General features: G+C 59.2%; 23 protein-coding genes and 2 pseudogenes. 10 read left to right on the top strand and 15 right to left on the bottom strand.

Annotated elements, in window-relative coordinates; all coding sequences use genetic code 11:
• The first annotated feature begins 44 nt into the window (after positions 1-44).
• The gene (hisS, locus tag NW846_RS03150) at positions 45-1,304 is read left to right on the top strand and encodes a histidine--tRNA ligase (RefSeq protein WP_099812814.1); all 1,260 of its coding nucleotides are present in this window, start codon (positions 45-47) and stop codon (positions 1,302-1,304) included.
• 7 nt (positions 1,305-1,311) lie between these two features.
• A complete protein-coding gene (locus NW846_RS03145) occupies positions 1,312-2,841 on the top strand; it encodes a hypothetical protein (protein WP_011431289.1) in 1,530 nt (509 codons plus the stop codon).
• A 14-nt stretch (positions 2,842-2,855) separates the two neighbouring features.
• On the opposite strand, the gene NW846_RS03140 is transcribed toward NW846_RS03145, so the two are convergent.
• The 4 genes from NW846_RS03140 to NW846_RS03125 all read right to left on the bottom strand — a co-directional run bounded on the left by NW846_RS03140 (position 2,856) and on the right by NW846_RS03125 (position 7,447).
• Positions 2,856-3,692, bottom strand: a complete 837-nt coding sequence (locus NW846_RS03140; protein ID WP_414346171.1) for a universal stress protein — start codon at positions 3,690-3,692, stop codon at positions 2,856-2,858.
• A gap of 101 nt (positions 3,693-3,793) precedes the next feature.
• Positions 3,794-4,645, bottom strand: a complete 852-nt coding sequence (locus tag NW846_RS03135) for a hypothetical protein (RefSeq protein ID WP_414346173.1) — start codon at positions 4,643-4,645, stop codon at positions 3,794-3,796.
• 76 nt (positions 4,646-4,721) lie between these two features.
• A complete protein-coding gene (locus NW846_RS03130) occupies positions 4,722-5,708 on the bottom strand; it encodes a hypothetical protein (protein WP_414515295.1) in 987 nt (328 codons plus the stop codon).
• A 119-nt stretch (positions 5,709-5,827) separates the two neighbouring features.
• Positions 5,828-7,447, bottom strand: coding sequence for a hypothetical protein (locus tag NW846_RS03125; RefSeq protein ID WP_414348528.1), 1,620 nt, complete (start codon positions 7,445-7,447; stop codon positions 5,828-5,830).
• A 286-nt stretch (positions 7,448-7,733) separates the two neighbouring features.
• Between NW846_RS03125 and NW846_RS03120 the strand changes: the two genes are divergently transcribed.
• The 3 genes from NW846_RS03120 (at position 7,734) to NW846_RS03110 (ending at position 12,602) form a co-directional block, all read left to right on the top strand.
• Positions 7,734-8,135 carry a phosphomannose isomerase type II C-terminal cupin domain gene (locus NW846_RS03120; RefSeq protein ID WP_414515307.1) on the top strand — a complete coding sequence of 134 codons (402 nt, stop codon included), beginning with the start codon at positions 7,734-7,736 and terminating at the stop codon, positions 8,133-8,135.
• Positions 8,136-8,272: 137 nt separating this feature from the next.
• A complete protein-coding gene (locus tag NW846_RS03115) occupies positions 8,273-10,216 on the top strand; it encodes a cellulose biosynthesis cyclic di-GMP-binding regulatory protein BcsB (protein WP_414515293.1) in 1,944 nt (647 codons plus the stop codon).
• Between the two features lie 91 nt (positions 10,217-10,307).
• Positions 10,308-12,602 (top strand): glycosyltransferase family 2 protein, encoded by a 2,295-nt coding sequence (locus NW846_RS03110; protein WP_414515291.1) that lies wholly within the window; start codon positions 10,308-10,310, stop codon positions 12,600-12,602.
• Between the two features lie 55 nt (positions 12,603-12,657).
• On the opposite strand, the gene NW846_RS03105 is transcribed toward NW846_RS03110, so the two are convergent.
• Both NW846_RS03105 and NW846_RS03100 read right to left on the bottom strand, forming a co-directional pair.
• Positions 12,658-13,017, bottom strand: coding sequence for a hypothetical protein (locus NW846_RS03105; protein WP_414515289.1), 360 nt, complete (start codon positions 13,015-13,017; stop codon positions 12,658-12,660).
• A gap of 150 nt (positions 13,018-13,167) precedes the next feature.
• Entirely contained in the window at positions 13,168-13,506 is a 339-nt protein-coding gene (locus NW846_RS03100) for a hypothetical protein (RefSeq protein ID WP_414347852.1), read from the bottom strand.
• A 264-nt stretch (positions 13,507-13,770) separates the two neighbouring features.
• On the opposite strand from NW846_RS03100, the gene clpS reads away from it, so the two are divergent.
• Both clpS and NW846_RS03090 read left to right on the top strand, forming a co-directional pair.
• Positions 13,771-14,052: an ATP-dependent Clp protease adapter ClpS gene (gene clpS / locus NW846_RS03095; RefSeq protein ID WP_011431300.1), complete on the top strand. Its 282-nt coding sequence runs from the start codon at positions 13,771-13,773 to the stop codon at positions 14,050-14,052.
• Between the two features lie 15 nt (positions 14,053-14,067).
• Positions 14,068-14,886 carry a lysostaphin resistance A-like protein gene (locus NW846_RS03090; RefSeq protein ID WP_414347849.1) on the top strand — a complete coding sequence of 273 codons (819 nt, stop codon included), beginning with the start codon at positions 14,068-14,070 and terminating at the stop codon, positions 14,884-14,886.
• 24 nt (positions 14,887-14,910) lie between these two features.
• Here the strand turns inward: NW846_RS03090 and NW846_RS03085 are convergent, their stop codons facing one another.
• Together NW846_RS03085 and NW846_RS03080 are read right to left on the bottom strand one after the other, a co-directional pair.
• Positions 14,911-16,365, bottom strand: a complete 1,455-nt coding sequence (locus tag NW846_RS03085) for a sodium:solute symporter family protein (RefSeq protein ID WP_414347847.1) — start codon at positions 16,363-16,365, stop codon at positions 14,911-14,913.
• Entirely contained in the window at positions 16,358-16,549 is a 192-nt protein-coding gene (locus NW846_RS03080) for a hypothetical protein (protein ID WP_414347844.1), read from the bottom strand. The genes NW846_RS03085 and NW846_RS03080 overlap by 8 nt, the downstream gene beginning before the upstream one ends.
• Positions 16,550-16,688: 139 nt before the next feature.
• Here NW846_RS03080 and dprA point away from each other — a divergent pair, with 139 nt between their 5' ends.
• Complete coding sequence (gene dprA / locus NW846_RS03075) at positions 16,689-17,846, top strand: DNA-processing protein DprA (protein WP_414515287.1); 1,158 nt, start codon at positions 16,689-16,691, stop codon at positions 17,844-17,846.
• Here dprA and NW846_RS03070 read toward each other — a convergent pair.
• Together NW846_RS03070 and NW846_RS03065 are read right to left on the bottom strand one after the other, a co-directional pair.
• The gene (locus NW846_RS03070) at positions 17,785-18,159 is read right to left on the bottom strand and encodes an SOS response-associated peptidase family protein (protein WP_240531061.1); all 375 of its coding nucleotides are present in this window, start codon (positions 18,157-18,159) and stop codon (positions 17,785-17,787) included. The genes dprA and NW846_RS03070 overlap by 62 nt on opposite strands.
• A 100-nt stretch (positions 18,160-18,259) precedes the next feature.
• A pseudogene (locus tag NW846_RS03065) lies at positions 18,260-18,391 on the bottom strand (IS200/IS605 family transposase); the annotation flags it as partial.
• A 479-nt stretch (positions 18,392-18,870) separates the two neighbouring features.
• Here NW846_RS03065 and hisA point away from each other — a divergent pair.
• Positions 18,871-19,656 (top strand): 1-(5-phosphoribosyl)-5-[(5-phosphoribosylamino)methylideneamino]imidazole-4-carboxamide isomerase, encoded by a 786-nt coding sequence (hisA, locus tag NW846_RS03060; protein ID WP_011431306.1) that lies wholly within the window; start codon positions 18,871-18,873, stop codon positions 19,654-19,656.
• Positions 19,657-19,751: 95 nt separating this feature from the next.
• On the opposite strand, the pseudogene NW846_RS03055 reads toward hisA, so the two are convergent.
• Positions 19,752-19,935 (bottom strand): annotated as a pseudogene (locus tag NW846_RS03055) (hypothetical protein); the annotation flags it as partial.
• A gap of 135 nt (positions 19,936-20,070) precedes the next feature.
• On the opposite strand from NW846_RS03055, the gene NW846_RS03050 reads away from it, so the two are divergent.
• On the top strand, positions 20,071-21,261 hold the full coding sequence (locus NW846_RS03050) for a M20 metallopeptidase family protein (RefSeq protein ID WP_011431307.1): 1,191 nt from the start codon (positions 20,071-20,073) through the stop codon (positions 21,259-21,261).
• A gap of 111 nt (positions 21,262-21,372) precedes the next feature.
• Here the strand turns inward: NW846_RS03050 and NW846_RS03045 are convergent, their stop codons facing one another.
• The 4 genes from NW846_RS03045 to NW846_RS03030 all read right to left on the bottom strand — a co-directional run bounded on the left by NW846_RS03045 (position 21,373) and on the right by NW846_RS03030 (position 25,559).
• Positions 21,373-21,996, bottom strand: a complete 624-nt coding sequence (locus tag NW846_RS03045) for a hypothetical protein (RefSeq protein ID WP_228375336.1) — start codon at positions 21,994-21,996, stop codon at positions 21,373-21,375.
• A 163-nt stretch (positions 21,997-22,159) separates the two neighbouring features.
• Entirely contained in the window at positions 22,160-23,884 is a 1,725-nt protein-coding gene (locus NW846_RS03040) for an ATP-binding protein (protein WP_011431309.1), read from the bottom strand.
• The gene (locus NW846_RS03035; protein ID WP_414515285.1) at positions 23,884-24,477 is read right to left on the bottom strand and encodes a hypothetical protein; all 594 of its coding nucleotides are present in this window, start codon (positions 24,475-24,477) and stop codon (positions 23,884-23,886) included. The genes NW846_RS03040 and NW846_RS03035 overlap by 1 nt, the downstream gene beginning before the upstream one ends.
• Positions 24,474-25,559 carry a DNA double-strand break repair nuclease NurA gene (locus NW846_RS03030; protein ID WP_228375337.1) on the bottom strand — a complete coding sequence of 362 codons (1,086 nt, stop codon included), beginning with the start codon at positions 25,557-25,559 and terminating at the stop codon, positions 24,474-24,476. The genes NW846_RS03035 and NW846_RS03030 overlap by 4 nt, the downstream gene beginning before the upstream one ends.
• Between the last annotated feature and the right edge of the window lie 8 nt (positions 25,560-25,567).

Raw genomic sequence — 25,567 nt, 5'->3', positions numbered from 1 at the left:
CCATTGGCGCAGCAAGCCGTGGTTCTGGGCGGGGGAGAACAGGCATGGAGATGATCCAGGCGGTGCGCGGCACCCGAGATATCCTGCCGCAGGAGGTACGGCTTTGGCAGCAGGTGGAGGCCAGCGCCCGCGAGATCTTGGGGCGAGCCAACTACCAGGAGATCCGCACCCCGATTCTGGAGCTGACAGAACTCTTTGCCCGCAGCATTGGCAGCGCCACCGACGTGGTGGGCAAGGAGATGTACTCCTTTAGCACCCGCGGCGAGCAGGAGGTGAGCCTGCGCCCCGAGAACACCGCCGGCGTGGTGCGGGCCTACATCCAGCATGGGTTGCAGGTGGCCGGCGATGTGCAGCGCCTCTGGTACTGTGGGCCGATGTTTCGCTATGAGCGTCCCCAGGCGGGGCGGCAGCGCCAATTCCACCAGTTGGGGGTGGAGCTGCTGGGCAGCCGCGATCCCCGCGCCGATGCCGAGGTCATCGCCTTGGCCTGGGATCTGCTGCGGGCAGTGGGGGCGGAAAACCTCACCTTGCGGCTCAACTCCCTCGGGGATCCGCAGGATCGGCGGGCCTATCGCCAAGCCCTGGTGGACTACCTTACCCCTTTGAAGGAAGAGCTGGATCCGGACTCCCAGGAGCGCCTTGTCCGCAACCCGTTGCGCATCCTCGACAGCAAGGATCCCCATACCCGCACCATTGCTGAACAAGGGCCCAAGCTGCCCGATTACCTCAGTGCTGACTCGCGGGCCTTCTTCGAGCAAGTGCAGGCCCATCTCCAAGCCCTAGACATTCCCTATGAGCTGGATCCCTACCTGGTGCGCGGCCTGGACTACTACACCCACACCGCCTTTGAGATCGTCTCGCCGGAGCTGGGATCCCAGAGCACCGTCTGTGGGGGTGGCCGCTACGACGGTCTGGTGGAGGAGCTGGGCGGGCCTCCCACCCCGGCGGTGGGCTGGGCCATCGGCCTGGAGCGGCTGGTTTTGCTGCTGCAGAAGAAACAACAGGAGATTCCGCCAACATCGGTCGAGGTTTACGTGATCTCCCGCGGCGCCAAAGCGGAGGCCCAATCCCTTCAGATTGCCCAAGCTCTGCGCCAAGCCGGCTTCTGCACCGAGCTGGATCTGAGCGGCAGCGCTTTCAGCAAGCAGTTCAAGCGGGCCAGCCGCAGCGGTGCGACCTGGGCTGTCGCGCTGGGGGATGCGGAAGCTGCGGCCGGGGAGGTGCAGCTCAAGCACTTGCCCACGGGGCAGCAGCAAACCCTCTTGCAAGCTGACCTGGTGAAGTATTTGGTGTCCCAGAGGTGAGGGAGCGATGTTGAGTTTTTGGGTGCGGCGCAACGGCCGAGAAGACTGGCAGCCGGTACCAGCCGAGGGAGCCATTTTGGAAGAGGACACCTACACCATCGTTGCCCGTTCTCCCCAGCCCCACTTCACCATCACAGTGGAAGTCCGCCAGCGCCCTCTGCCGACCGAAAATAGCGGATCCCCAGCGGTAGCCAACCCCAAGACAGCCGCCTCGCTCATGCAAACCCGTTCTGTTCGCACCAACGAGGAGGGGATCGGCGTCATCCTGCCGGCCACCCACCTCGCCCCTGGTTTTTGGGAGTTGCACTGCCGAGATGCCGATTTGATCGCCGAGTTATTTGGCGAGGCGGAGCTGAACAATTGCCTGCGCTTCCAGGTTGTGCCCGCCCCGGTGCAGCGGAAACAGGCACTATCCCCGGCGGCCCAAGAAGTCGCGTCTGAACCTCCTGAGCTGGCTCAGAAAAAAGAGGTTGCCATCCCGCCAGAGCTGTTTTCCCTGATGCACAGCGAATTGGAGGGATCTCCGGGGGAAGTGCTGGTGGTGACGGGGCGGATTGGCTGTAGTGGCGAGCTGCGGGTACGAGTTTGGCAAGAAGATGAAGGGGAGCAGAGCCCGGTTTTCGAGGGGCAACGGCTGATTCAATTTCCGACTGAAGCCCGGACGGCAGTGTTCAGCATTCCCATCACCCTGCCGAGCCATACCTGGAGCCGTCCGCTGCGGGGGGAACTGCGCCTCACTCCCTCTTCCTGGTCGGATCCAGAGCCGCTGCGGATCTCCTTTTCCGTTCGCTGTCGCGGCCAGGGGGAAGTCCTCCCACCCTCCCCAGGGATCCCTGCCGGTCAGCAGCGGCAAGAAGAAACGCCAGCCGCAGCCGGCAGTTCTTCCCCGCCCTCACCCTTGCTGTCCCCCGAACGCACCCTGCAGAAGTTGTTGCGCATCTCGCAGCGCAGCGCCCCTGCGGAAAAAGAGGAGGCTGGAGAAGTTTTGGGCCCGCTTCAGCCAGAAGAGCTCCCAGCCTCCCTAGCAGACACCGCGCCCGAACCTGCCGCCCAACCTGAGGTTGGGCCAGTGCCCATCTCATCCTCTTCTCCACCACCCCAACCTGAGCCACCTCGCGAGGAGGCGGTTCCGCCGCCACCGCTCGCCGCCGCCAGTCCGGGAACCTCGCCTCTTTCCCCGCAGGTGCCGGGAGCTTGCCCGGCGCCGCAACTGGTGGTGCCTGAGCAACTGCGGGCAGGTGACAACTTCGATGTAGTGCTGCGTTTGCCGGCTTCCGTCAATTCTGCCAGTAGCTCCACCGCTCAGCCTCCTTTGTGGATTAAGTTTTGGGTCAAGCACGGTCACACCCGCTCTTTGGTGGATGGCCCCCGGTGGTTGTTGGACTTCTCCCGCGACGAGCAGGGGCGGTGGCAAGCCCTCACCCGCATGACCATCCCCCCTGGCGTCCCTGAGCTCATCTTCGAGGCTTGGGCCGTCAGCCCGGATCGCCAGCAGCAAAGCGACCGCGTGACGGAGCGCCGTTCTATCCTGCCTTAGGGAGTGACCAGTCTCTAGTCTTGAGCAGACCGCACCATCAGCACGGGGCAGCCGATGTGCACCCGCACATAGTCGGAGATGGAGCGCCCCAGCAGGCGATCCAAATCGGGGATGCTGCGGGCAATGCTGGGCCGGCGATCTGGGGATCCCATCACCAGCAGGTCGGCCTTGCTCTCTTCCGCCAGGCGCACGATCTCGGCGCCGGGATCGCCGACGGCAGTTAACACTCGGTGGCCAATTTGGCGACTTTTGAGGGTAGCGATTGCCCGGTCTAGGGTTTCGTCCCGAGCTTGGGCATCGGCATCCAGTTGCACAGAGGCTAGGAAAATCTGGGCTCCCGGGATGCCGGCCACTAGATCCAGGGCCGTGGCAAAGGCGGCCTGGGCGGCGGGGGAGTTGTTGAGGGCCACCATGACGTGGCTGGGGTATTTGACGTAGGCGTCGTCTTTGACCAGCAGCATGGGGCAGGAGGCGAGCTGGAACACGTATTGGCTGACCGAGTTCTGCAAAATGGCCATGATGCGGTTGCGCCCCCGCGATCCCATGACAATCAGGGGATTGGGTAGAGATTCCGCCACCTGCAGCACCACCACCTTGGGATCCCCTTCCACCAGTTGAGTGCTAATCTTCAGCCCAGGCCGCGGGGGAAAGGTCTGCAGCGTCTGGGCCAATAGCTCCTGCCCCTTTTGCCAGGCAGCCCGCATCTCCTCGGCAGAAGTCTGGGAAGGCACCGCATGCAGCAGCGTCACGTGGCACTGGGCAAAGGCCGGCAAGGACAGGAGGGTATGCACCATCTGCTCGGTGGGGCCGCTGCCGTCGATGGCGGCAATGATGTTTTCAAAGCGAGGCATGGGATCCGTTCTCCTGGCCAACAGCTGCCAAGACTCATCCTAGATCTGGCGCTGCGGATCCCTGTTACCGAGGCGGATATCCCGCAACATTTTGTTGGGTTTTAGTAACTCAGCCACACATAGCCAGTGAAGCCGCCGCCGGCATTGGTGTTGCGGCCTGTTAGAAATTGAAACCCGCCCAGCCCCAGCGTCAGACCTCCCTGTAGCCGCCAGTTGAGCTGGCCGGAGAGCTTGAGGCTGTCGTAGTCGGGATCCTGCACTGCCACATCCCCAAAGAGCAAAGGGGCGCCGTTGCCGAGGGTAAAGTCGCCATCCAGAGCCACAATGGCCTGCACCTCAGGGCTGAGATCCGCTCCAAAGGTCAAGTTGGCTTTGAGGCGGTCGCCCGGATAGCCCAGGTAATCCCGAAACGTAAGACAAGAGTCGAAAAAGGCGGGCAGGGATCCCAGCTCGACATTGGCTGCCGCTCCTAAGCTGAAGTCGTAGCCAAAGACTCCGTACCCCAAGGGCAGGGGGGTATTTTCGGTGGCGTATCCAGGCGGGATGAGGGCCGTCAACTGAGCTGAGAAAAAGGGATCCCCCTCTCCCCAAGTATGGCGCAGGCCCAGTTCCAGATCCCGCAGGCCCTGGTTGCGCTGGGTCACGAGCTGGTCGCCGCTGGCGAAGCGGTTTTCCAGGAAAACATAGCTGGTGTTGAGGTTGAGGGTGAGGCGATCGCTGAGGCCGGTTTCGGCAAACAGGTTGAGGCGGGTCTCGCCGTACTCTGAAGGGGCCTGCTGCAGGCGTCCCCCCTGGTCAAAGCGAGTGCGGGGTTGGTACACCTCGGGCTGCAGCGAGAAAAACGTCTTCCCTTCTCCGCGAGGAAAGCCACAGCCTGCCCAGGCTGGCAGCTCCAGACCCAAGACAAGGCTTAGGCCCAGCAGCCAGCTTCTTGCTATGGCAAAAGGCTTCATCTGGGGATCCCCAACAACAGCGCCGCCAAGGGGGATTGTATCTGCCAAAGGCCGTTTTGGGTCCTCGTCTCCACGGCTACACCCTCCTGGCAACAGCTGGCAAACCTACCCGGGCCCGGAATTGCCGCGCTGCTGTCAGCGCCCCATAGGGATCCCCCTTGTAGAGGCCGTAGTGCATGAGAGACATGCGCCGCAGCCCCAGTTGCGACACCTCCTGCAGCCACTCCCGCCGGCTCATGATCGCAAAGTCCACCTGGACCGTGTCGGCCCGACCGCCGTTGGGGTGTTTGTCCTTAATCGATGGCTCGTAGTGGGCCAACATCAGGTTGGAGTGGATGGGGGAAAACAGGCGGCAACAGAGGCGGATCTGCTCAGGGTTGCCCGGATCCGGCCCGTTCAGCTCTGGGTTAAACTCCCCTGGCCGCCGCTGGCGCATGGACTGGAAGGCGATCCCGTCCATCCGGCTCAGGGTCTCGGCAAAGGGCTCCACCATGCTGCGCCCCGACCCGCGCTGGGGATCGTCGAAGGTGGCAATCCACCCGCCCCAACAGAGGGCCACTTCGGCCTCTGGCAAACGCTCCTTGATGGCCTGGCGAGCTCTTAGGACGTTGCGCATGAGAGCCTGGTAGTAGGGGGCAGTGTCGGCGTTGTAGGTATCGGCAGGGATGCGCCAGTAGGAGAACTCGGTGGCCAAGCTCCAGTAGGTAGGGCGGCCTTGGGGGTTGGCTTGGGCAATATACCCCGCCAGCTCGGCTACGTCTTGGATAAACTGCTGGGAGATGTGGTAGTCGCCGCAGGGGCGGTGGGTGTCGTCTTCCCAGGTGATGATGTGGAGAGTATAGCCCCGCTCAAACCACTGCCGCAAAAGCCCGGCCTGGTGCCAGTTGCGCCAAAAGGAGAGATCCCCCTGGCGGTGGTCAAAGCTGTTGAGCCAGCCACTCAAGAAATGGGGATCCCACCCCTGCGCCACTGCCGCCACCTGAGGATCCGACTCAATCTCCCAGAGAAAGCGACCGGGATCTGCCCCGATGCCCACTTCCCAGCGGGCCAGCAGCTTTGACAAGTTCAGGTTCCCAAGGGCAACGCTTTCGGAGCTTTGACCACAGCTGGCAACTCCATAGGCAGCTAGCAGCGCTCCGCCCATCTGCAGCACCTGTCGCCTCGGCCATCGTCGTCTCCAGCTCATTCCGTCTCCTCCTCAAGCTTTACCTGGCGGGCCCACAGCCGCACCTGTGGGGAGCTGTAGACCTCCCTGAAGCCCGGCAGCCCCTCAAAAGTAAGCCCAGGCCAAAATTGCAGGATGCGATCGACACTCCGCAAGGGATCCGCTGGCCCCGCCACCAGCAAGTAGTCCACCCGCTCCTGGGGGTGCTGCAAAGCCAGGGCAAACTCGTACTGGTGAGGGGTGAGAAACAGGCGCGGGTCTCTTGCCCAAAAGATAGCCTCAAAGTGGATGTCGTCGTCCACCAGCACCCTCTCGCCGGGCAATAGGTGGCGACGGAGATATTGCCCCACCTGGCGCTTTTCCTGGCGCTGTCTTCGCCATGTTTCTAGAGCTTGCCCGCTAGGAGTTACTTCGTACAGGTCTTGGGCAGCTTCCAACTGGGGGCTTATGGGTGCTACCCCTGCCACCAGTCGCTCCCAGAGATCCCGCTCTTCGGCTACCAAGGGCGCCCAAAAACCCGACTCTTGGCTTAGCCCATAGCCGGCGGTCAAGCAGTTCAGCCCCAAGAGAGCGGTGATCAACAGGCACCTAGCCCAACGAGAACCAGCTCCACGAGCGAGGTAGGCGCTCATCCCAAGAGGCAAGGGTACCCAGAAAACAGCAAAACGGCATAGCTCTGGCAGAAACAGCCCTTGCCCTAGGGAAGCCAAGAGGAGCCCTAGCGGCATCCCCCAGATCAAGGCCCAGACGCGACGGCCCAAACCGTGACCCAACAGGGATCCCATCCCCAACAGCAAATAGGCAGGAGCCAGCAGCGCCAGCCACTTCCCCGCTTCAAGCAGCCCTCGCCAGCCACCCACCTGCTGCAAGTCTTCCCGCAATTGCGGCAGCCGCAGGCCACTGCCCACCTGAAAGGTAAAGGCCCAGGGATCCCCCACCGACAGCCAGTTGACGTACAGCCAGCTCAGGATCAAGGCCAGACTGACAAAGCCTGCCACCAAAAGCGAAGTCCAGCGAAAGCCCCAGGATTCGCGGCGAAAAGCTAATAGCAGTGCTATCGCCAGCCAGGGCAGCAGCCAGCTACTTTCCCAGCGCAGCACCATCAGAGGCCCCAAGGTCAGGCCAATGAGCAGCAGCCGCAGCGTAACGGGCAGCTCATCCTTCTCCACTGCTTGTTTCTCATCGGCCAGGGGAAACAACAAGGCCATGTTCACCCCCAGCAAAAGCGAGGTGGCCGTCCAGGCGGGGCTACGCAGCAGCATCAGGATCAAAGCTGGCTGCAGCAGCAGCAACAAGCCCCACAGCCAGCGCCACCCCAGGCCAGCGGGCAGACGGCGCAACTGTTGCCCCATCCAGCCCAACAACAGGGCTCCCAAAATGGCCTGCAGCAACAGCGGCGATCGCCCCAAGATGGCTGTGGCCAGCACCAGGGAAGGGGGAAAAGTGGTGCCGACAATGGGCAGGCGCGGATCCGGCCCCAGGGCGGCTACGGATCCCTTGTAGCCAAGAAACTGCATCTCCAGGCTTACCCAGCCCCAGCCTTCCTTGAGCCCCCACAAAAGGCCAGCTAGGAGCAGCAAGGGGATCCCTGCCGGCGCAACGAGCCTCCAGAAGGCTTTAAGCTGAGTTGCAAACATAGATGCTTCACGAACAAACTTAGCTAAACTTCACAATTAGTTCTAGGAGACTTGAACACCTCATCGAATCCCAAGGAGTGACTTAATGCCAACAAGTTTCAGAAAAACTATTTGGGATCGATGGACGTGTTTTGGGATCCCTACAAAGCTAGACTAGTTTTCCCTTTTTTGAGGCGTTTCTTCTACGCATTTTGGCGTATTGGGTTCAGCAAAATGGTCGATGAAAAGTTGGCGGGCTGCAGGTGAAGATAGGAAGGTCTTTGAACGGGAACAGGGTGTGACCTCAATGCTACAGTCTGCGCGGGACAGGGACAACGCGGCAATTCCGGCGCTGGAGCTTTTGCCCTCCCAGGCTGAGACCCGCCCCTGGGGCTCCTTCTGCGTCTTGGATGAAGGCCCGATGTATAAGATCAAGCGCATCGAGGTCAAGCCCGGCCATCGCCTCAGCCTGCAGATGCACTACCACCGCAGCGAGCACTGGATCGTGGTCAGGGGCACAGCGAAGGTTACCCGTGGAGAAGAGGTGATGCTGCTGAGCTCCAACGAGTCCACCTACATTCCCCCCTGCACCAAGCACCGCCTGGAAAACCCTGGCACTACCCCTTTGGTCGTCATCGAGGTGCAGAACGGGGAGTATCTTGGGGAAGACGACATCGTGCGCTTTGAGGATGACTACGACCGCGCCTAGGCCAGTTCCTGAGCGAGAGGGCTCTCCTGTGGCCAATTGATAACTATTGCGCCATATACTTCTAAAAGCTTGGCAGTTGCCCCTGCTTTGGGTCTAGGCTTTTTTTGTCGTCGGGGCAGGTTCTGGGGATCCAGCAAATGGCTGAGGTGAGGCAGGCAAGAAGGCGGTGGGGATGGCTGGTGGCCGGCTTGCTCTGCTGCGTGCCGACCCAGGCAGTGGGGGCGGAGCCTCTTTCTTTCCAGAGGCTGGGCTACGAGCGTTCGGTGCTGCTGCAGGGATCCAACCCGCGCCTGGATGTCACCGTCCCTGCGCCCATCAACGGCATCGACCCGGAAGCCAGCTTTGTCCAGTTGCGCCTGGATCCCTCGCCGGTGCTCAAGCCCACCTCTACCGTGCGGGTGCTGATCAACGACGAGCTGGCGGGGATCTTTCTGGTGGGAGATTTGCGGCAGGAGCCAGTGGTGCGGGTGCCGATCCCGGCCCTGCCCCCAGGGGAGCGCTTCATCACGGTGTCGGTGCAGCCGTTTTTGAGCATCACCGACGACATCTGCGCCGATCTCAACACCGGCAATCTGTTGCTGACGGTGGGGCGGGACAGTTTCTTTGAGTTGGTGCCCCGCGTTCCGGATACCACGGTGGCTGGCTTTCTGCGCCTGGTATACCCCCAGCTCACTTTGGTGGTGCCAGCTAACCTCACTCCTGAAGCCGCAGAAGCGGCCCTTTGGCTGTATAGCTTGCTTTCCCACCTCTTTCCCCAGACCCCTATTCTCTGGAGCAGCCGCCCGGTTACAGGAGCTCAAGTTACCCTAGAACCGGCCAACTTCACCCCCCACTTGCAGCATGAAATTACCCCCGAGGGATCCCGCCTACGGGTAGCCGCCCGCCGCGAGTCCATTCTTGCCCTCTATGAAGAGTGGAAGCGGGCAGGTCTGGTGAGCCGAGGGATCCAGGTGGTAGCAGTATCCGATTTGGAGAAAGCTCTCAGGGCCAACCGCCTCAGCTTCCGTGAGCTGGGGATCGTGGATCCCCTGCTGCGGGGGTTTGGCAGCCAGTCTTTGGTCTTCAACTTCAACCTGTCCCAATTAGGGGGACGGCCGCGGGATCTGGCGGCGCAACTAGACGTCATTATGAACCCGGTGGATGGCCGAGTGGGGGATCGCCTGACGGGCTACGTGTTCTTGAATGGCGTTCTGTTGCGCACCTACAACCTAACCGGGCGCACCCAGCTCAACGAGACCGTTACCCTGCCCACCCGCCTGCTGCGCCGCTTTAATCAACTGGAGCTCCGCTTTGACTATGGCGCCAGCCCCGGTAATTGTCGAGGATCCCTGACACCGCTAACAGTCCAGGTGCGCTCGGATAGCTCTGGCCTTCTCTGGAGTGGCTACCAAGCTCCCACTGGGGAGCTGCAAGAGATTCCAGCAGTGCTGCGGGGATCGGGCCAAGTGTGGCTGGGGGATCCGCAGTTGCTGCCGGCTGCTGCCTATTTGGTTGGGGCCCTGAGCCGGCTGGCCGCCCGACCGCTTTTGCCCGCCGTGAAGTTTCTGCCCAAAGAGGGAGGCAAACTGGAGAGCGGAAACTTCGCTTGGCAAATCCTGGTAGCCGCCCCAGAGCAGGTGGATCTAAATAGCCCCATTCGGCTGGGATCCCAGTTTGAGATCCTCAATCCCTTAAACCAGCAGGTGGCCCTGGCTGCTCAACCACAAGAAAACCTTGGCCTGCTGCAGTACTTTTTGGTTCAGGGCAAGCCCACCCTGTGGCTGTCTTGGTGGGGATCCGATCCAGCTTTGGCAGAACGCCTCAGCCGTGGCCTTGCCGATCCGCGCAGTCGCCTAGCCAGCCAACTGCAGGGAAATGTGCTCACTGCCTACGCTGCCACCCCCCAGCTCACCCAGGTACAGAGCTGGGATCTCACCCCGGCAGGCTATCGAGTGCGCTACCCCGGTCGCTTCAGTTGGCAGCTTTTGTTGTGGCAATACCGCTATTGGTTAGTGCTGCTGCTGGCCCTTTTGCTGGCAGTAGGAGCCTGGAATACCTACCAACGCTTGGCCCGCCGCCCTGAGTCGCCCACCCTTTCCTAGGGGGGTTGGCAGAGGACTTCCGGTTAAACCAGACTTGAGTCAAGCAAGGACTCCGTCCCACTTGCGCGAATAGGGTTTCCAGCCACGCTCTATGCTCCAGTCCCTCAAATCCTCGCTTTTGCGCACGGGCTACCTTACCCGGCAGCAATTGGCTAAGGCTGAGGAGTATCGCGAAGCAGCTAGTTGCTCCTTGCCTAGGGCTCTTTGGAGCCTGCGGGTCATGCACCCCGACAAGTTCGCCGACCTGTGTCGCCAGATTCTGGATCGGCCCAAGCTAAGAGACTGGCTGCTCAAGCACTCCCTGGATCCAGAGCTGCCTTGGCTGATCGAGCCTATCGATCTGGTGCCGGTGCGCTTTTTGCCCTGTGGCTGGCTCAACCCGCAAACCGTTGTCGTGGCCACTGAAGAGCCGGGCTACCCCGGCGTTTGGCAGGCTGTGAAACGCCTGTGCCCGGAAGCAGAAAAACTCTGGGAGATCCCGGCTACCGAAAAGCAGATCCTGACGGTCATCCTTGAGCGCAAGCTGGCCGCCGAACTGCTGGGCAGTCGTCTTACCTTAGAGCAGTGGCAGCAGGCTTTGGACATCCGCCGCCGCACCGGCTCCAGCCTGGGGCAGGTGCTGACCCGGCTGAGCTACCTCTCCACCCCCGAGTATCTCAGCATCCTAGCCCATTTGCTGGGCTACCCCGCTGTTTCAGAACTAATGGGGACAGGGCTGCTCCACCGCGACGAGAGCCTGAGCCGGCAGTTTGATCCCGAGGTGATGATGCGCCACCTCTTCTACCCCTTGAGCTGGACGGATGAGCACACCCTTACAGTGATGGTCAATGACCCCCTGGACTGGGCGGTGGATGAGATCCTTTACAGTTGGCGGCCAGGCTTGCGGATTGAAAAGGTGCTGGGCACCGAGCAGGATATCACGCAACTGCTCAGCCAAGACCAGGGATCCCGCTTCAGCCAAGAGGCGGTGTACAAGCTCATGGCCCGCCTGCCAGAAGAATCGGCCTCGCGGGTGTTTACTCCTTCTCAGATTGCAGTGGGCTACGGCCTGCTGCTGCTATTTCTATTGGGGTTGGCCACTGCTCCCTGGACGACTCTGACCATTTTGGTGCTGCTGATCAATCTTTTTTACGTCGCTTCGATCCTGTTCAAACTGCTGCTCAGCCTAGTGGGATCCGCCGATCGCTTCCACCAGATTACCGATGAAGAAGTGGCCGCCCTCGATGACCACACCTTGCCCATCTACACCATCCTGGTGCCGGTTTACAAAGAGCCAGAAGTGATGCCAATTCTCATCAACTCCCTCTCCAAGCTGGATTACCCCCACGAGCGGTTGGATGTGCTTATTCTGTTGGAGGAAAACGACCGAGACACCATTGAGGCGGCCCGGGCTGCCAAGCCCCCCCGCTACGTGCGCCTGCTCATCGTGCCAGATAGCAAGCCCAAGACCAAACCCAAAGCCTGCAACTACGGCCTGGCCTTTGCCCGCGGCGAATACCTCACCATCTACGACGCTGAAGATATCCCCGACCCCGACCAACTCAAAAAAGCGATCATCGCCTTCAAAAAAGGGGATCCCAGCTTGGTTTGCGTCCAGGCTGCCCTTAACTACTTCAACCGCAACGAGAACTTCCTCACCCGCATGTTCACCCTGGAGTATTCCTACTGGTTTGATTACCTCCTGCCAGGCTTGGAAACTCTGAAAATGCCCATCCCCCTGGGTGGCACGAGCAACCATTTCCGCACCGACCGCCTGCGGGAGCTGCAGGGATGGGATCCGTTCAACGTCACCGAAGACGCCGACTTGGGCATCCGCGCCAGCCAGCACGGCTATACCGTGGGCGTGATCAACTCCACCACCTACGAAGAGGCCAACTGTGCCGTTAAAAACTGGATCCGGCAGCGCTCCCGCTGGATCAAAGGCTACATGCAAACTTGGCTGGTCCACAACCGCAACCCCCTGCGCTCCTTGCGCAAGCTGGGCCTCAAAAACTGGCTATCCTACCAATTTTTTATCGGGGGCAGCTTCTTTACCTTCCTCACCAGCCCCATCATGTGGCTGCTGTTTATTTACTGGCTGCTCACCCGCGCCCATTGGCTGCAAAACATTTTCCCGAGTTGGCTGATCTACCTAGGCTTGTTCAATCTCCTGGTAGGAAATGCCATCGGGATCTACCTAAACTTGGTGGCTGTCTTCCGACGCGGCTACTACGATCTGGCCTTCTATGCCCTGCTCAACCCCATCTATTGGCAACTGCACTCCATCGCAGCCTATATGGCCCTGTGGCAGCTTTTTACCAAGCCCTTCTACTGGGAAAAGACCATCCACGGCCTGAGCAAGTTTACCCACGCCAAAGTCCAGGAAGCTGCTCACAAAGCAGCCTAGGCTACGGACTGAGTTCCTAAGCAGTAGCAGCGAAGTGAGGACAGCCAGCACCCTTCTAGAAGCTGTAGTCCGAGTCTACGATCACAGCACAACCACTGGGGTGGAGACAGCTAGCCATGATCACCTTGACAGAAAAGTTGCCCTCGTAGGGCGCCTGCACGATGGGGAAATCGTCCAACAGTTCGTCTGCAGCCACCACCTGACCGCTGGCATCGTAAAGCACCAGATCCACATCGAAGCAATCCTGGTCGCACTGCGCCCAGATGTTTTCACCTCGGTAGAAATAGCCTGTAACTACGGTCGATTGTCCATTAAGAAGCCACAAACTACGGCTCTGAGCCCAGGCGGCAGCACCCCCGACAACCGCGGCTGCCCCTATCAGGCTTGCCACCAACCAGCCCCGCACCGAAGCCATAAGACTGCCCTCCTACTGAAAAACGGAGATAGATTTTCTACAGGGATCCACCTCAACGCTCACACTATAGCACCCAGATCCGTTTCTCCCGAATGATCCAGATCACGTTAAGGATCTTAAGAATCTCATGCTGAAAATCGCGAAAAAGAGTTACAAAAAAAGGGATCCCGAGTAGAGCAGGGATCCCTCAATTCTGACCAGAAATCCGGCGAAGCTCCCGCATCGGTCTGGCCGACTTCTCATTGCGGCAAATTCAGCCACCTGCAACGTCACCGCAACCGTGTCTGTTGCACTGGCCGGGATCACCCGCGTGGAAAGCACCGCCCCTTCTGCGGTGGGATCCCCGGCAAATACCCCTTGAGGGAACCCGGGCTCTCCCAGGGGGGGAATGGAGGAACTGGAGGTGCCCCCACAGGCAGCCAGGGCAGCTGCCCCACCTCCAAACATCAGCAACTGCAGGAAAAAGCGACGGGAACGCAGGGAACTCATGAGACCCACCTCAGGGACGCAGGCAAATGTAAAGGGATCCGCAACAAAGGCCAACCGCCCTCAGTCAAGCATTTTTGCGCCCAAACTGAGGTTGTGGGCCGGTGAAAACTGGGTTAGCTTCTGTTTAAGAACGCCGACCTCCGTGCGCCGGCTTTTCACAACCCTTGCTGAGAAGGCTAAAATTCCATTAAGGTTTTTTGCTTTTTGGCTCTGTTTTCCGGTTTTGCGTTCTAGAACCTCTTGTTGACCCAAGGAGGGATCGTCGTGGCTACGGAGACTCTGGTTAAGCCTTCTGTAACCCCGAAGCACATGCCCATGTACCGGGTGTTGCTGCACAACGACGATGTCAACACCATGGAGTACGTGGTGCAGGTGCTGGTGAAGGTGATCCCATCGATGCTGCCGCCGCAAGCCACCGAAATCATGCTGGAAGCCCACAACAACGGCGTTGCTGTGGTCATCGTGGTGCCGCGGGAGCATGCGGAGTTTTACTGCGAGCAGTTGCGCCAGCACGGCCTCACCAGCTCGATCGAGCCGGAACGCTAACTAGGAGCGGGTTGGGTGGGCCTGCAGATTGCCAGACTAAAAGCTTTTCCATTTCCGCTGCGCCTGTTGCTGTTTTTGGGGATCCCCCTTTTGGCCTGGCTGCCGTGGGTCGGCCTAGGGGGGTTTTTCTTTGGGCGAGAGTACCTCTGGCTGCCGCTGTATGCCCTGCTGCTCCTTTGGCTGTGGCTGTGGGGATCCGGGTTTGCCGCCTATGGCTTAGACAAGAGTTGGGCCTGCCGGGCTGGGATCCTCTGGGGCCTGGGGATGGGTGTTGGCGGGCTTTTTCTGCTCTTTGGCCTAGAGGGTGCCCTGGGCTGGCTGAGCTGGCAGCCGGTGGCAGGGGGATCCCTGCTCGGCTATGGCTTGCTGGGGTTAGGGGTGGGCCTGGCGGTGGCGCTGGCGGAAGAGCTGTTGTTCCGCGGTTGGCTGCTGCAGGAGATGGCCTTGGACTACGGCTGGACAAGCGCTCTGTGGGGATCCAGCCTTCTCTTTGCTTTGGCCCATTTCTTAAAGCCGCTGGCGGAGATTCTCGCCACCTGGCCCCAGTTTCCGGGGCTATGGCTGATGGGCTTGCTGCTGGCCCAGGCCAAGGTGTGGAACCAAAACAAGCTAGGACTCAGCCTGGGGCTGCACGCCGGCTGGGTGTGGGGCATCACCTGGGTCAACAACTTGGCCTGGATAGACTACACCGGCAGGGCGCCAGCGTGGCTAACGGGGATTGGTGGCAACCCCTTGGCGGGCCTGATGGGCTTGCTTTTTCTAGGAGGGACTTTCGCATTTCTCAACGGCCTGGCTCAAGCTGGCTGGCTACCGGCAGACCTGGAAAAGCGTTGATTGAGCTGATCGATAAAGAATAACCTACTCTCCCCAAGGCCCTTCCTCGTAGTAGGCGGTCACCTGCTCCTTGGGCGGCTGGGTAAGCAAGCTTACGCCAATTAACACCCCACTGCCGATCACCACTGCCGGGATTACGGGTAACCAGCCCCCTGTCCAAGCCCGCGGCAACAGACCCGACAGCCAACCTAAAGTCAGGCCACTGGAGACGAGGGCCCCGGCTACTGCCCCGGCGCGGGTAGCCCGCTTCCAGTACAGGCCGGCAATTAAGACAGGGAACAGCATGGCGTTGCCCTGAAAGCTCCAGGTGGCAATCTCCACAATCAGCCCCGGCGGGTTAAGAGCAATCACAAAGGAAGCTAGGCCGATCCCCAGCACCACCCAGCGGCCTAGCAACTCTTCTTGGTGGGGGGAAAGCTGGCGCCTGAAGAAGGTAACCACCAGATCCCGCGTCACTAGGGAGCTGGCGGTGAGAAGCTGGGAGTCAGCTGTGGACATGAGAGCAGCCAGGGCCGCCGTAATCACCACCGCTGCTACGCCGCTGGGCAGGGTTTGCAACATCATGGGCATAATCTGATCCGTTTTCTCCAGGCTGGGAAAAGCCAGGCGGCCCCAAACCCCAAGAAGAGCTGCCGGGAAAAAGACCAGCAGAATCAGCAGCGGCCAGACTACCATCAGGGTCTGGAAGGGCCGGGCACTTTTGGCCATGTAGAAGCGCTGGAAAAATTGCGGGAAAAGGGGCGTGGCCATGAAAAACAGCAACTGGTTGCCAAATAGCCCCTGCCAGCTCCAGCGCCCATTGAGGCCGGGCAAGCTCAGCCAGGGATCCAGTTCGCTACCCGCTTCTCTCCCTAGGGAGAAAGCCACTGCAACAAAGGCCACCCCCATCCCCAGAATCAAGATGATCCCCTGCACCACGTCCGTCCAGACCACCGCCTGGGATCCGCCAAAGAGCACATACCCCAAGATCACCAGCGCCACCACCACTGCCAAGGGCCAGTAGGGAATCCCCTCCCCCAAGACAGCCGCCAGGGTGCGGGCTCCGCCAATGATCTGGATGCTGATGTAGGGGGCGGTAAACGTCAGGGCGCTAAGGCAGTAGAGTAGAGCCAAAAGAGGGCTGTTGAAGCGGTGGCCGAAAAACTCGGAAGGGGTGATGAAGCCAAAGTGTTGGGCTGCTAGCCATACCCGGTAGCCCACCCACAAAAACAGCCCCGAAATGAAGGCGGTGGTCACTCCCACCCCCAGGAAGATCCCTAGGCCGTGGGTATAGGCATCTGCCGGCACCCCAATGAAGGTAAAGGCACTGAGCAGCGTCGCCAGCGTCGTCAAGGTTAGAGCCAGGGATCCCAACCCCCGCCCTGCCAAAAAATAGCTCACCGGATCCTGGCCGCTGTGGCGATAGCTCCAGAAGCCAATGGCCGCCAGCAGCAGCAAGTATGCCCCCACCACACCCAGACTCAAAACCGTGTTACTCATCTCCGCCTCTCGGCCAGCAAACGCGCACAATGTAGAAGTTAAGAGGTACCAACAGCAGGACAGCCAATGCCGCCAGCCAATACCAGGCCGGGATCCCCAAAAACTGGGGCTGGGCCGAGCGGGATCCCACCCAGGTCAACAGCCACAGCAGGGGATAGGCCCCCCACACCCAAGCTTGGCGCATCCGCCCAAACCGCAGCTGCCTTGATCCTTGAAGGTTACCGGCGGGATCCAACCCTGACATCTACCCATCTCCTGCTTTTTTGCCAAGCGTTCCTTTTGCCAATCATTTTAAGATACGGCCACTACTGCGCAGAGCTAAATTGTCTTTTCCCCTTTCCCCTTCAGATCCTGTTGGCAAGAGGGAGCCTTCCCGTGGGCCAGGCCATGAAGAACGGGAGCGGCCCTACTGGCTAGCTTGGGCCCGCATCAAAGGGATTGGCCCCCACCGGCTCAAGCGGCTGGCGGAGTTTTTTGGATCCCTGGAACGAGCTTGGCAAGCGGATGCCCCGGCCCTGCAGCAGGTGGAAGGGATCGGCCCCACCCTGGCCCAGGCTATTGTCTCTGCCCGTCCTGGCCTTGATCCCGAGCAGATCCTGGAGGAAACCCTCAAAGCGGGGATCCCCTTTCTCACGCCTGCAGATCCGGACTATCCGCCGCTGCTGTGGGAGGTGCCAGATCCCCCGCCCATTCTCTATGCCCTAGGAGAATGTCCCAATTGGCAACAGCCGGCTATTGCCATCGTCGGCACCCGCGCCCCTACGGCCTACGGTCGACAGTGGACCCAGAAAGTCAGCGCTGCCCTGGCGGAAGCTGGCTGTGTGGTGGTCTCGGGGCTGGCAACGGGGATCGACGGCATTGCCCACCAGGCCTGTCTGGATGCCGGCGGCAAGACGGTGGCCGTGGTGGGAACGGGGGTGGACAAAGTTTACCCAGCTCACCATCAAGCTCTCTACCGGCGCATCCTGGCCCAAGGGGCCATCCTCAGCGAATATCCTCCCGGCACGCCGCCGGCCAAGGAGCACTTTCCCCAGCGCAACCGCATCATCGCCGGCCTCTGCCGCGCCACCTTGGTGATGGAGGCCCCAGAGCGCTCGGGGGCGCTGATTACCGCCCACCTGGCCAACCACTACGGTCGGGAAGTGTACGCCCTACCGGGGAATATCGACACAGCGGCGGCCCGCGGCTGTCTGCAGCTCATCCGCAACGGCGCCGGCATGATCCTGGGGATTGAGGAGCTGCTCCAAGAGCTGGATTTGGTTCAGGGATCCCCTCCCCCAGAACAGCCCCCCTCCTTCGGCCCCAGCGATCCCCAGCAGCAGCTTCTCTGGCAGCTTCTGGGCAACGAAATCCTCAGCCTCGACGCCCTGGTTCAGGCCACCCAGATGGACATTGCCACCCTCTCCAGCACCCTGCTGCTTATGGAACTGGAAGGCTGGCTGGTGCAACTGCCGGGGATGCGCTACCAGCGGGCTCGCTGAGGTTGGATCCCTGCCCAGCTTCTCCGATGGGAGCACGACACGTGGGATCCTCGTGGCGCGGGTTGTTCACATGGGTGCTGACGGGGTAGGCGGCCATGGCCTCTGCCGGGTAGGGGCGGAGCAGGGGCAACAGCAGCTTGGGATCCCGCACCCGTGGATCCAGCCATAGGTCGTAGTCGTTTTCCGTCAAAATGGCCGGCATCCGCTCGTGGAAAGGCTCCATCATGGCCGGCGTGTTGAGGATGGCGCAAGTTTCTATCTCCACCCCTTGTGGGCTGCGCCAGCGCTCCCAAATACCGGCAAAGGCAAACACAAGAGGATAGCTTGCTAGCCCCGCACTTGAGTGCGCGCCGGAAAAGCCCGCTAGCCACTTTAGTCGCTTACCCATGATGGGGGTCGTTGATATAGTTTCATAGCTCAAACAACCTCTTCCTGACTTCTCCTACCAACACCTTTTTCCTTCTCTTTGGCCAAAAAATAAGATAAACAACCGCTAGCCCCACACCATGGTTGTAGTGATTGTACCGTTGACTTTCCTCTCGCACTATCGCTTATTTAGGTTGGAACAAAGAACAAAAACAAGAATGCGGTTTTAACCAAAACTTTGTTTTCATTCCAACAGGTCGGTTCAAGGAGCGTATTGCGCAATTATGTCGGCATTATGGCATGGAGTTTATTGAGGTAGAGGAGGCGTACAGCTCGCAGGCAAGCTTCCTAGATGGAGATGAGCTACCTAATTATGGTGAAAAACCCGACGGGTGGAGACCCTCTGGAAAGCGTGTCAAGCGGGGCCTGTACCAAACGGCAAAGGGGTGGTTGGTCAACGCTGAGGCAAATGCTGCCGCCAACCTGCTTAAGAAAGTCAGCAGAACCTTGGGGCTTTGCGTTAAGGAACTGTCTAGAGGCGCTTTGACAACGCCGTTGCGGGTTCTTTTGTGGACTGCGTAAGCATCCCCCGCCTTTAGGCGGTGGGAGTGTCAATACTCAGGCGATACTGGAAAAGCTCTTCTCCAGGGATCCCATCATGCCTCACGCCAGTGCCTTTCTCGAGGTGATCCCCGCCATCGACCTTTTACAAGGCCGCGCCGTGCGTCTTTACCAAGGCGATTACGCCCAAGCCGAGCAGGTGGCCGCCGACCCCGTCCAGCAGGCAGAAATCTGGGCCACCCAAGGGGCGCCTCGCCTGCATGTGGTGGATCTGGACGGGGCCAAAAGCGGGGATCCGGTTAACCTGCCCATCATTGCAGACATTGTCCGCAAACTGGCCATCCCGGTACAGGTGGGGGGTGGGATCCGATCCCTGGAGCGGGCGCGGCAGTTGCTGGACTTGGGGGTGGAGCGCGTGATCGTCGGCACGGTGGCTGTAGAGGATCCCGCCCTGCTGGAGGCCATGACCCAGGCTTTGCCGGGACGCATCTGGGTGGGGATCGACGCCCGCCAAGGTCAGGTAGCCACCCGCGGCTGGCTGAGCACCACTCCCCTAGCCGCCACCGAGCTGGTGCAACGGGTCCAAGCCCAAGGGGCTGCCGGGATCATCTACACCGACATTGGCCGGGACGGCACCCTGGCCGGCCCCAACCTAGAGCAGTTGCGCCAGATCCTGGCTGTCTCCCGCCTGCCGGTTATCGCTTCCGGGGGGATTGGCTCGCTCACCGATTTGCTTGCCCTGCTGAGCTTGCCGGGTTTGGCCGGAGCCATTCTGGGCAAGGCCCTCTACTCAGGAGCTATCTCCCTGCCAGAGGCGTTGCGCGCCGTGGGGCCGGGCCGCTGGCAAGATCTGCCGCCAGAAACTGGATCCCGGTGGGCCTAGGGAGAAACAGCCCTGGCAAAACTTTTGCCATACTGGACGGAATCGACATGTAACTGATACATTTACGCTGAACACTGCTGAACATCACTGTTCAACTATGCAGCGATAGCATTCTGTTTGTTTCCAAACAGAATGGCGGTATCCCGCAAAGCTTTGAGTAGAATACCCAAAGCGCAGTTTCCGTGTCGTCTTACTACCAATTTTCTGCTTTGCTTTGGCTACCATGTTGGCAGACTCGCAAGTAAACAGAAAGATCAACTGGTAGTAATCCGTACTGAACATATTGTACATTATTTTCAGTATAGTTGAGCTTATTATTGACTAGAGTCATGCTCTAAACAGCTTCTAGGAAACCAACCGGGAAGGAAGATCTTCCCCAGGCTGACTCTTGTCTAAGCGTTTTTTAGGATAGCCATGGAAGTTCCCGCCCTTCGCCCTGCCGTTCAAGCCTTACAGCCGGAGTTGGTGACCTGGCGCCGCCACCTGCACAAGTATCCAGAGCTGGGTTTCCAGGAGAAGCAAACCGCCGCCTACATCAGCCACCGCCTGAGAAGTTGGGGGATCCCGCACCAGACCGGCATCGCCCACACCGGCATTGTGGCCACCATCGCGGGAGAAGAGCCAGGGCCGGTTTTGGCGCTGCGGGCCGACATGGATGCCCTACCCATTCACGAAGCCAACGAGGTCGAATACCGTTCCGCCATCCCCAACGTTATGCACGCCTGCGGCCATGATGGCCACACGGCCATTGCCCTGGGCACCGCCAAGCTGCTGCAGCAGCACCGCCAAAGCCTCAGAGGCACCGTCAAAGTTATTTTCCAGCCTGCTGAAGAAGGCCCCGGCGGAGCCAAGCCAATGGTGGAAGCGGGGGTGCTGAAGAACCCAGATGTAGAAGCCATCCTCGGCTTACACCTGTGGAACAACCGACCTCTGGGCACCATTGGCGTCAAAAGCGGCCCCTCGATGGCCTTTGCCGATCGCTTTCAAATCGAGGTCATTGGGCGCGGTGGCCATGCCGCTCTTCCTCAGCAGACGGTGGACGCCATTGTGGTGGGATCCCACATTGTGAGCGCTTTGCAGACCATCGTCTCCCGCAACGTGGATCCGCTGCAGCCGGCGGTGGTGACGGTGGGCCGCTTCCGGGCCGGCGACACCTTCAATGTCATTGCTCCCCGGGCAGAAATTTGGGGCACCGTGCGCAGCTTTCAGCCGGAAGTGCGGGATTTGCTTGCAAGACGTATAGAAGAAATCGTGGCCGGCATTTGCCAAGCCTATGGGGCCACCTACGAGTTCCAGTACGAGCGGGGCTATCCGGCGGTTCACAATGACCCGGCCATGGCAGCCCTGGTAGAACAAGCCGCCCGCCAGCTGTTCGGTTCAGAAGCGGCGATTATTCCAGAGATGACCATGGGCGGCGAGGACGTCTCGTTTTTCCTCAACGAGGTGCCCGGCTGCTACTTTTTCCTGGGATCCGCCAACCCTGCCAAAGGGCTAGATTATCCCCATCACCATCCCCGCTTTGACTTTGACGAAGCTGCCCTCGGCATTGGGGTAGAGCTGTTCTTGCGCTGCATTGAAAACTACACTGGAAAGACTTTGGATTAAAGGGGGCACTTCCCAAAAAAGCCGTGACCATTTGAATAAGCCGTTCGCTACGTCAAATCCTAGCTCCCCTCTCCCTCAGGGAGAGGGGCCGGGGGTGAGGGGAGACTCCCTCTAGGGCCGAAGTAGGTCGGCGGATCCAGCGCCGGGAATCGGCAAGCGTTCCAGCGGTTTTGGAGTGGCAGGAGCGGGGACAGGATTCAAGTCGGCGGGAATGTACAGGGGCTTGGGATCGGGATCCCCGCCGAAGGCGAGCACAAGCTCCCGCAGCAGGGCCTGTCGCTGTTGCCGGCTCAGGGCTTGCACGGCTGCCTTGTCTTGGGCATAGGGGTTGACCGTCAGCCGCTCGGCACCGGGGTAGCGCTGGGCAACTATCGGCTCGTTGGCGTCCAGATAGTCTGCTAGCGTCAGTTGCCAGTCAAAGCGGTCGGTAGGAGAGCGACCGACCACCTGCAAGTGATAGACCATCATCCGCCGCACCAAGGTATCTTCCTCAGGCGCGGGGCCGCCGTCATTGGGGTTCACGGGGGTATAGGTGTTTTCCAGAGGCAGATCTGGCAAGGCCTCGTAGACCTGCCGCGCCGCCTCAGGGATCAGCCGCAACTGGGCATAGGCAGGGCCGGATCCCAGCAGGGCCACAGCGGCAATGCCCACCCAGCCTCGCCAAAGAGCTTGCTTTTTCACCACGACTTTCTTCTCCACCGGTAGCAAACCATCGCTCAAATTTTTGAGCGGCAACTCTTATCTCTCCTGATTGGAAAGAACTTGGGATCCCAGAGCAGTTGGGAAGCGTTGCAATCTAGACATGGACATGAACCATTCTAAGCTGCATAGATTTTTTTGGCTCAGCGTTTATAGACAGGATAGCCGGCTGCCAATTGACCCCAGCTTTTAACGATCTCTAGTCAATGCTCAATCCCTCGACCACCTGAGGCTGAGAACGTGGCCTGAGAGGGGCAGATTGGGCTACGCGATCCTGTCGTCGGTGGGGCTGAAAGTGATTTTGCCACAAGCCGAGGATATCAAGTGTTTCGCCACCATGCTGGGTGTAGCGCTGCCGTACTTTACACAGAACAGGGGTATTGACACACACGCCGGAGACAATCACCTGACCCTTGCTCAAAGCCGGCAATTCCTGTAACAAATCCCGTCCGGCAGCCTCAACACTGTGGCGCAGATTTTCTTGATCGGAAGGGTTGACAATTCGCATCAAAAATTGGCTCATGCATTGCGATAGAATGTCCGAGTCCAGCTTGCCGGGGCGTTGCGTGATTAGACCTACTCCTAAGCCAAACTTCCGCCCTTCGCTGAGAATGGTGCGCAACACCTGCTTGCAGCGGGAGGGCTCGTGGGCAGGGGCAAAGCGATGGGCCTCTTCCAACAAGATAAAAACAGGATAGGGCAGGTAATTTTCATCCCCCGGTTGGATCTTGCCTTTATGGGTGTTAATGCGGGCGTAATTGGCCTGGCGCAGGATGGCGGCGGCAATGACTTGCTGCTCTTCCTGGCTAATCTCGTGCATCTGCAAAATGGTTACCTGCCCTGGCTCAAACAAATCCTTGGGGGCCAGGTGTTCCACATTGCTAAAGTAGGGAGAGCGATCGATCTGCTCTAGCTTCCACTCCAAAGCAGCGGCTGAGGATCCCCGGGATCCGTCCTCTGCCGAATCTTCTTCGTTGACGGTGTCGATCAGATCCCGAATTGTCCAACGTAGTGGATTGAACTGGGTAACCTTGCGGAAAGCTTTCTCTAGGAAAGATTTCTGCCGGTCGGTGGTCTCCGGCAAGAGGGTAAGGATATCGAAAAAGTTGAGAGAAGACACGCGGATCTTGATTTCCTGTGGGGAGAGAACCTTAACCTTAGGGCGGTAGCCGTCTTCGCCCAAAAACTTGGGGTGGGACTGCATCTCTGCCAGTGTATGGTATTCCCCATGGGGATCAAAAATGAGAACAGCAGCCCGGTTTTTGGGCAACATCAGCTCTTCAATCAAGACCCCCGCCGTGTAGGATTTTCCGGATCCCGTCCCCGCCAAAATAGCCAGATGGGTGCTAACCATTTCCTTGACATCCAGCACCACGGGCACCGCTCCCTCGTCGCGCAACAACAGGCTGCCCAAGTGAGCGCCCCCAACGGCTGTTTCATCTCGTTTGTTCAAAATCGATTTCAGCAGACGATTGGAGGCCAAAAAGACTTTGGCACCGGGATCCGGAGGGCGACGGGGGTTAATAAAGCCCATGGCGCGGTGAAAATAGCCGATGACCTCGACGGTAACTGCGTAGATTTCCGGGTTGGGGTGGGTAAAGCCCACCAAAGCCACAATGGTGCTGGGATCGATCTCGGTGTCGGCAAAGATGCGATCGGGAATGTGATCCAAGAGCTGGACTTGCCTGATCTTGCCGAGAATTTTCAGGGTTTGGGACTGGGTATCCTGAACCTCATAGTAGACAAAATCGCCTACTCTTACAGCTTGGGTATTGGAGGTGATAAAAACATACTGGTTGGAGGTTTCACCGGGGCCCTTGACAGTGCCGATTACTTCTGGGGCCTCTTCATCGGAGGAGAAGACAGCTTTTGGATAGTGTCCATTGTCAAGAGACTGGGCGATCCCTACAGTTTTTTTGGTCATCAGCGCATCGCTCCTACGGTCATTTTCCAGGCCAGTTCTTTGCTTAGAATTTGCAGGGCCCGCCGTTGAGCCGGATCGGAAAACATGGGTATGATATCATTCAAGACTTGATAAACAAGGTGGTCGGCAAAGTTGCCGCCGCTGCTCAAGAGCAATCCATAATACGAAAATTGGGTTTGACCTTGGGAATCTTGGTGAAAACGTAGGATTTCTTCTTGGCTCATGCGAAAAACGGGCGTGTTCACAGGCACCACCACGCGCGGGATCCCTTGCCGGCCACAGCCCCGCTCTTCGTCCAAAGCTCCGATGAGAACCACCGAAAGCAGCGTGCGCACCTCGTTTTGTAAATCGGGGGAAAAATAGGGATCCGGCTGGCTGGAGAGGCGCGGGCCGGAGTTGAGAAAGAGCGGGTTTACAATTTGGGTGTTATAGACCAGACCTACAGCCCAGTGCCGTTGATCATTCTCCAGCTTAACAAAGCTGCCAAAGCCATAGTCATCAGGAGAGGGAGGATTTTTGACTTCTAGGGCGTCATCCACCTGCACTACGTAGTCGCAGTGATTGTTGGAGCGAACCACCTTGCCCAATCTCATCGGACTCGCCTCCGCTGCAGTTTACTCACCGTTTTCCGAGATAACCTGAGGTTGAGCTTCTCGCGGCTTGCCCAATCTTGCATCAGGCGCAGGAAAAGGTTGCGATCCTCATTGCGAATAACGGCTATTTGATCGGCTGTCTCTAACACATAGGGATAGCCTCTACCAATGATGACCTCGCAGCGCACCAGATCCACGACCCAGTCCAAAAGTCCTGCCTCGTAAACCCAAACCGGTATCTCCAGCCGGGCCGGAAAGTTGTCGTTGGTGCGCAAATAAACAAATCCCACTCGCTCTCGCATTTCTTGGTAAGAGTTGAGGATCCCATCTTGAGGGTTAAGGCTGCCGCCGCGAGCACAGATAAAAAAAGGGGTGCGCTCCCCCCACTCCAGCCACGGGCTGAGGAGTTGGGCATCGTGAAGCTGAGGAGCTTCAGGAAGATCGAAGCAATGCCGCAGCAATGTCACCAGATCTGAGGTATAGGTAGTGTCGATGTAGGCCACAACAGGGATCTGGTTTTGCTCGCTGGCCCGCAGCACCTGGAGTAAACATTGTACGTAGAAATCTCGGCTTTCTGGCTCAAGGGCTTCCGCAAAGGTAGCCACCAGAGCCCCATCTAAAAAGGCCAACTTTCGGGATCCAGGCTGAGCTCCCCGGATATATTCCACCAGCTTTTCTGTTTCCATTTGGAAGCGACGCATGTTGACGACGCGCTCTTTGGGCTCGCCGCTGCTATCGGATCCCAAATCCTTTGGAGTCAGTACATCGACTTGAATATCTTTTTCGTACAGGCCTTGGGCACAGTGATGATTCTCATACCAGCCGATCTGCACCAAGGCCACCGGAATTGACAGATCCTTGCTGGGATAGATTTGGGATCCATCTACTGCAAAGGTGGAAATATTTTTAATAATCGACCTTGCCCATTCATCGCTTTCCTCATGGCTAGTCCATGCCTGTTCAAAAGGAACTGACCAACTGGAGTAAAGATCCCACTCTTGAGTAGGTAGAGCACCCGGAAAGTCCAAGGGCGCTATTTTTTCGGCAATCTCTGCGCTCGACCACTGGCACAATCTTTCCATGGCCTGCC

The organism is Synechococcus sp. W60.3, from assembly GCF_047502615.1.
GTDB lineage: Bacteria > Cyanobacteriota > Cyanobacteriia > Thermostichales > Thermostichaceae > Thermostichus.
Note: the sequence above shows the minus strand (reverse complement) of the source record. Positions and strands in the feature narration are given on the sequence as shown.

What these genes read in the sequence shown, in the direction of transcription:
- NW846_RS03120 (WP_414515307.1), top strand. Translation starts at nt 7,734, where the DNA reads ATGCTACAGTCTGCGCGGGACAGGGACAACGCGGCAATTCCGGCGCTG.
- NW846_RS03140 (WP_414346171.1), bottom strand. Translation starts at nt 3,692, where the DNA reads ATGCCTCGCTTTGAAAACATCATTGCCGCCATCGACGGCAGCGGCCCC.
- NW846_RS03125 (WP_414348528.1), bottom strand. Translation starts at nt 7,447, where the DNA reads ATGTTTGCAACTCAGCTTAAAGCCTTCTGGAGGCTCGTTGCGCCGGCA.
- NW846_RS03050 (WP_011431307.1), top strand. Translation starts at nt 20,071, where the DNA reads ATGGAAGTTCCCGCCCTTCGCCCTGCCGTTCAAGCCTTACAGCCGGAG.
- NW846_RS03035 (WP_414515285.1), bottom strand. Translation starts at nt 24,477, where the DNA reads ATGAGATTGGGCAAGGTGGTTCGCTCCAACAATCACTGCGACTACGTA.
- hisS (WP_099812814.1), top strand. Translation starts at nt 45, where the DNA reads ATGGAGATGATCCAGGCGGTGCGCGGCACCCGAGATATCCTGCCGCAG.
- NW846_RS03080 (WP_414347844.1), bottom strand. Translation starts at nt 16,549, where the DNA reads ATGCGCCAAGCTTGGGTGTGGGGGGCCTATCCCCTGCTGTGGCTGTTG.
- NW846_RS03040 (WP_011431309.1), bottom strand. Translation starts at nt 23,884, where the DNA reads ATGACCAAAAAAACTGTAGGGATCGCCCAGTCTCTTGACAATGGACAC.
- NW846_RS03110 (WP_414515291.1), top strand. Translation starts at nt 10,308, where the DNA reads ATGCTCCAGTCCCTCAAATCCTCGCTTTTGCGCACGGGCTACCTTACC.
- hisA (WP_011431306.1), top strand. Translation starts at nt 18,871, where the DNA reads ATGCCTCACGCCAGTGCCTTTCTCGAGGTGATCCCCGCCATCGACCTT.
- NW846_RS03135 (WP_414346173.1), bottom strand. Translation starts at nt 4,645, where the DNA reads ATGAAGCCTTTTGCCATAGCAAGAAGCTGGCTGCTGGGCCTAAGCCTT.
- NW846_RS03030 (WP_228375337.1), bottom strand. Translation starts at nt 25,559, where the DNA reads ATGGAAAGATTGTGCCAGTGGTCGAGCGCAGAGATTGCCGAAAAAATA.
- NW846_RS03145 (WP_011431289.1), top strand. Translation starts at nt 1,312, where the DNA reads ATGTTGAGTTTTTGGGTGCGGCGCAACGGCCGAGAAGACTGGCAGCCG.
- NW846_RS03085 (WP_414347847.1), bottom strand. Translation starts at nt 16,365, where the DNA reads ATGAGTAACACGGTTTTGAGTCTGGGTGTGGTGGGGGCATACTTGCTG.
- NW846_RS03105 (WP_414515289.1), bottom strand. Translation starts at nt 13,017, where the DNA reads ATGGCTTCGGTGCGGGGCTGGTTGGTGGCAAGCCTGATAGGGGCAGCC.
- NW846_RS03115 (WP_414515293.1), top strand. Translation starts at nt 8,273, where the DNA reads ATGGCTGAGGTGAGGCAGGCAAGAAGGCGGTGGGGATGGCTGGTGGCC.
- NW846_RS03100 (WP_414347852.1), bottom strand. Translation starts at nt 13,506, where the DNA reads ATGAGTTCCCTGCGTTCCCGTCGCTTTTTCCTGCAGTTGCTGATGTTT.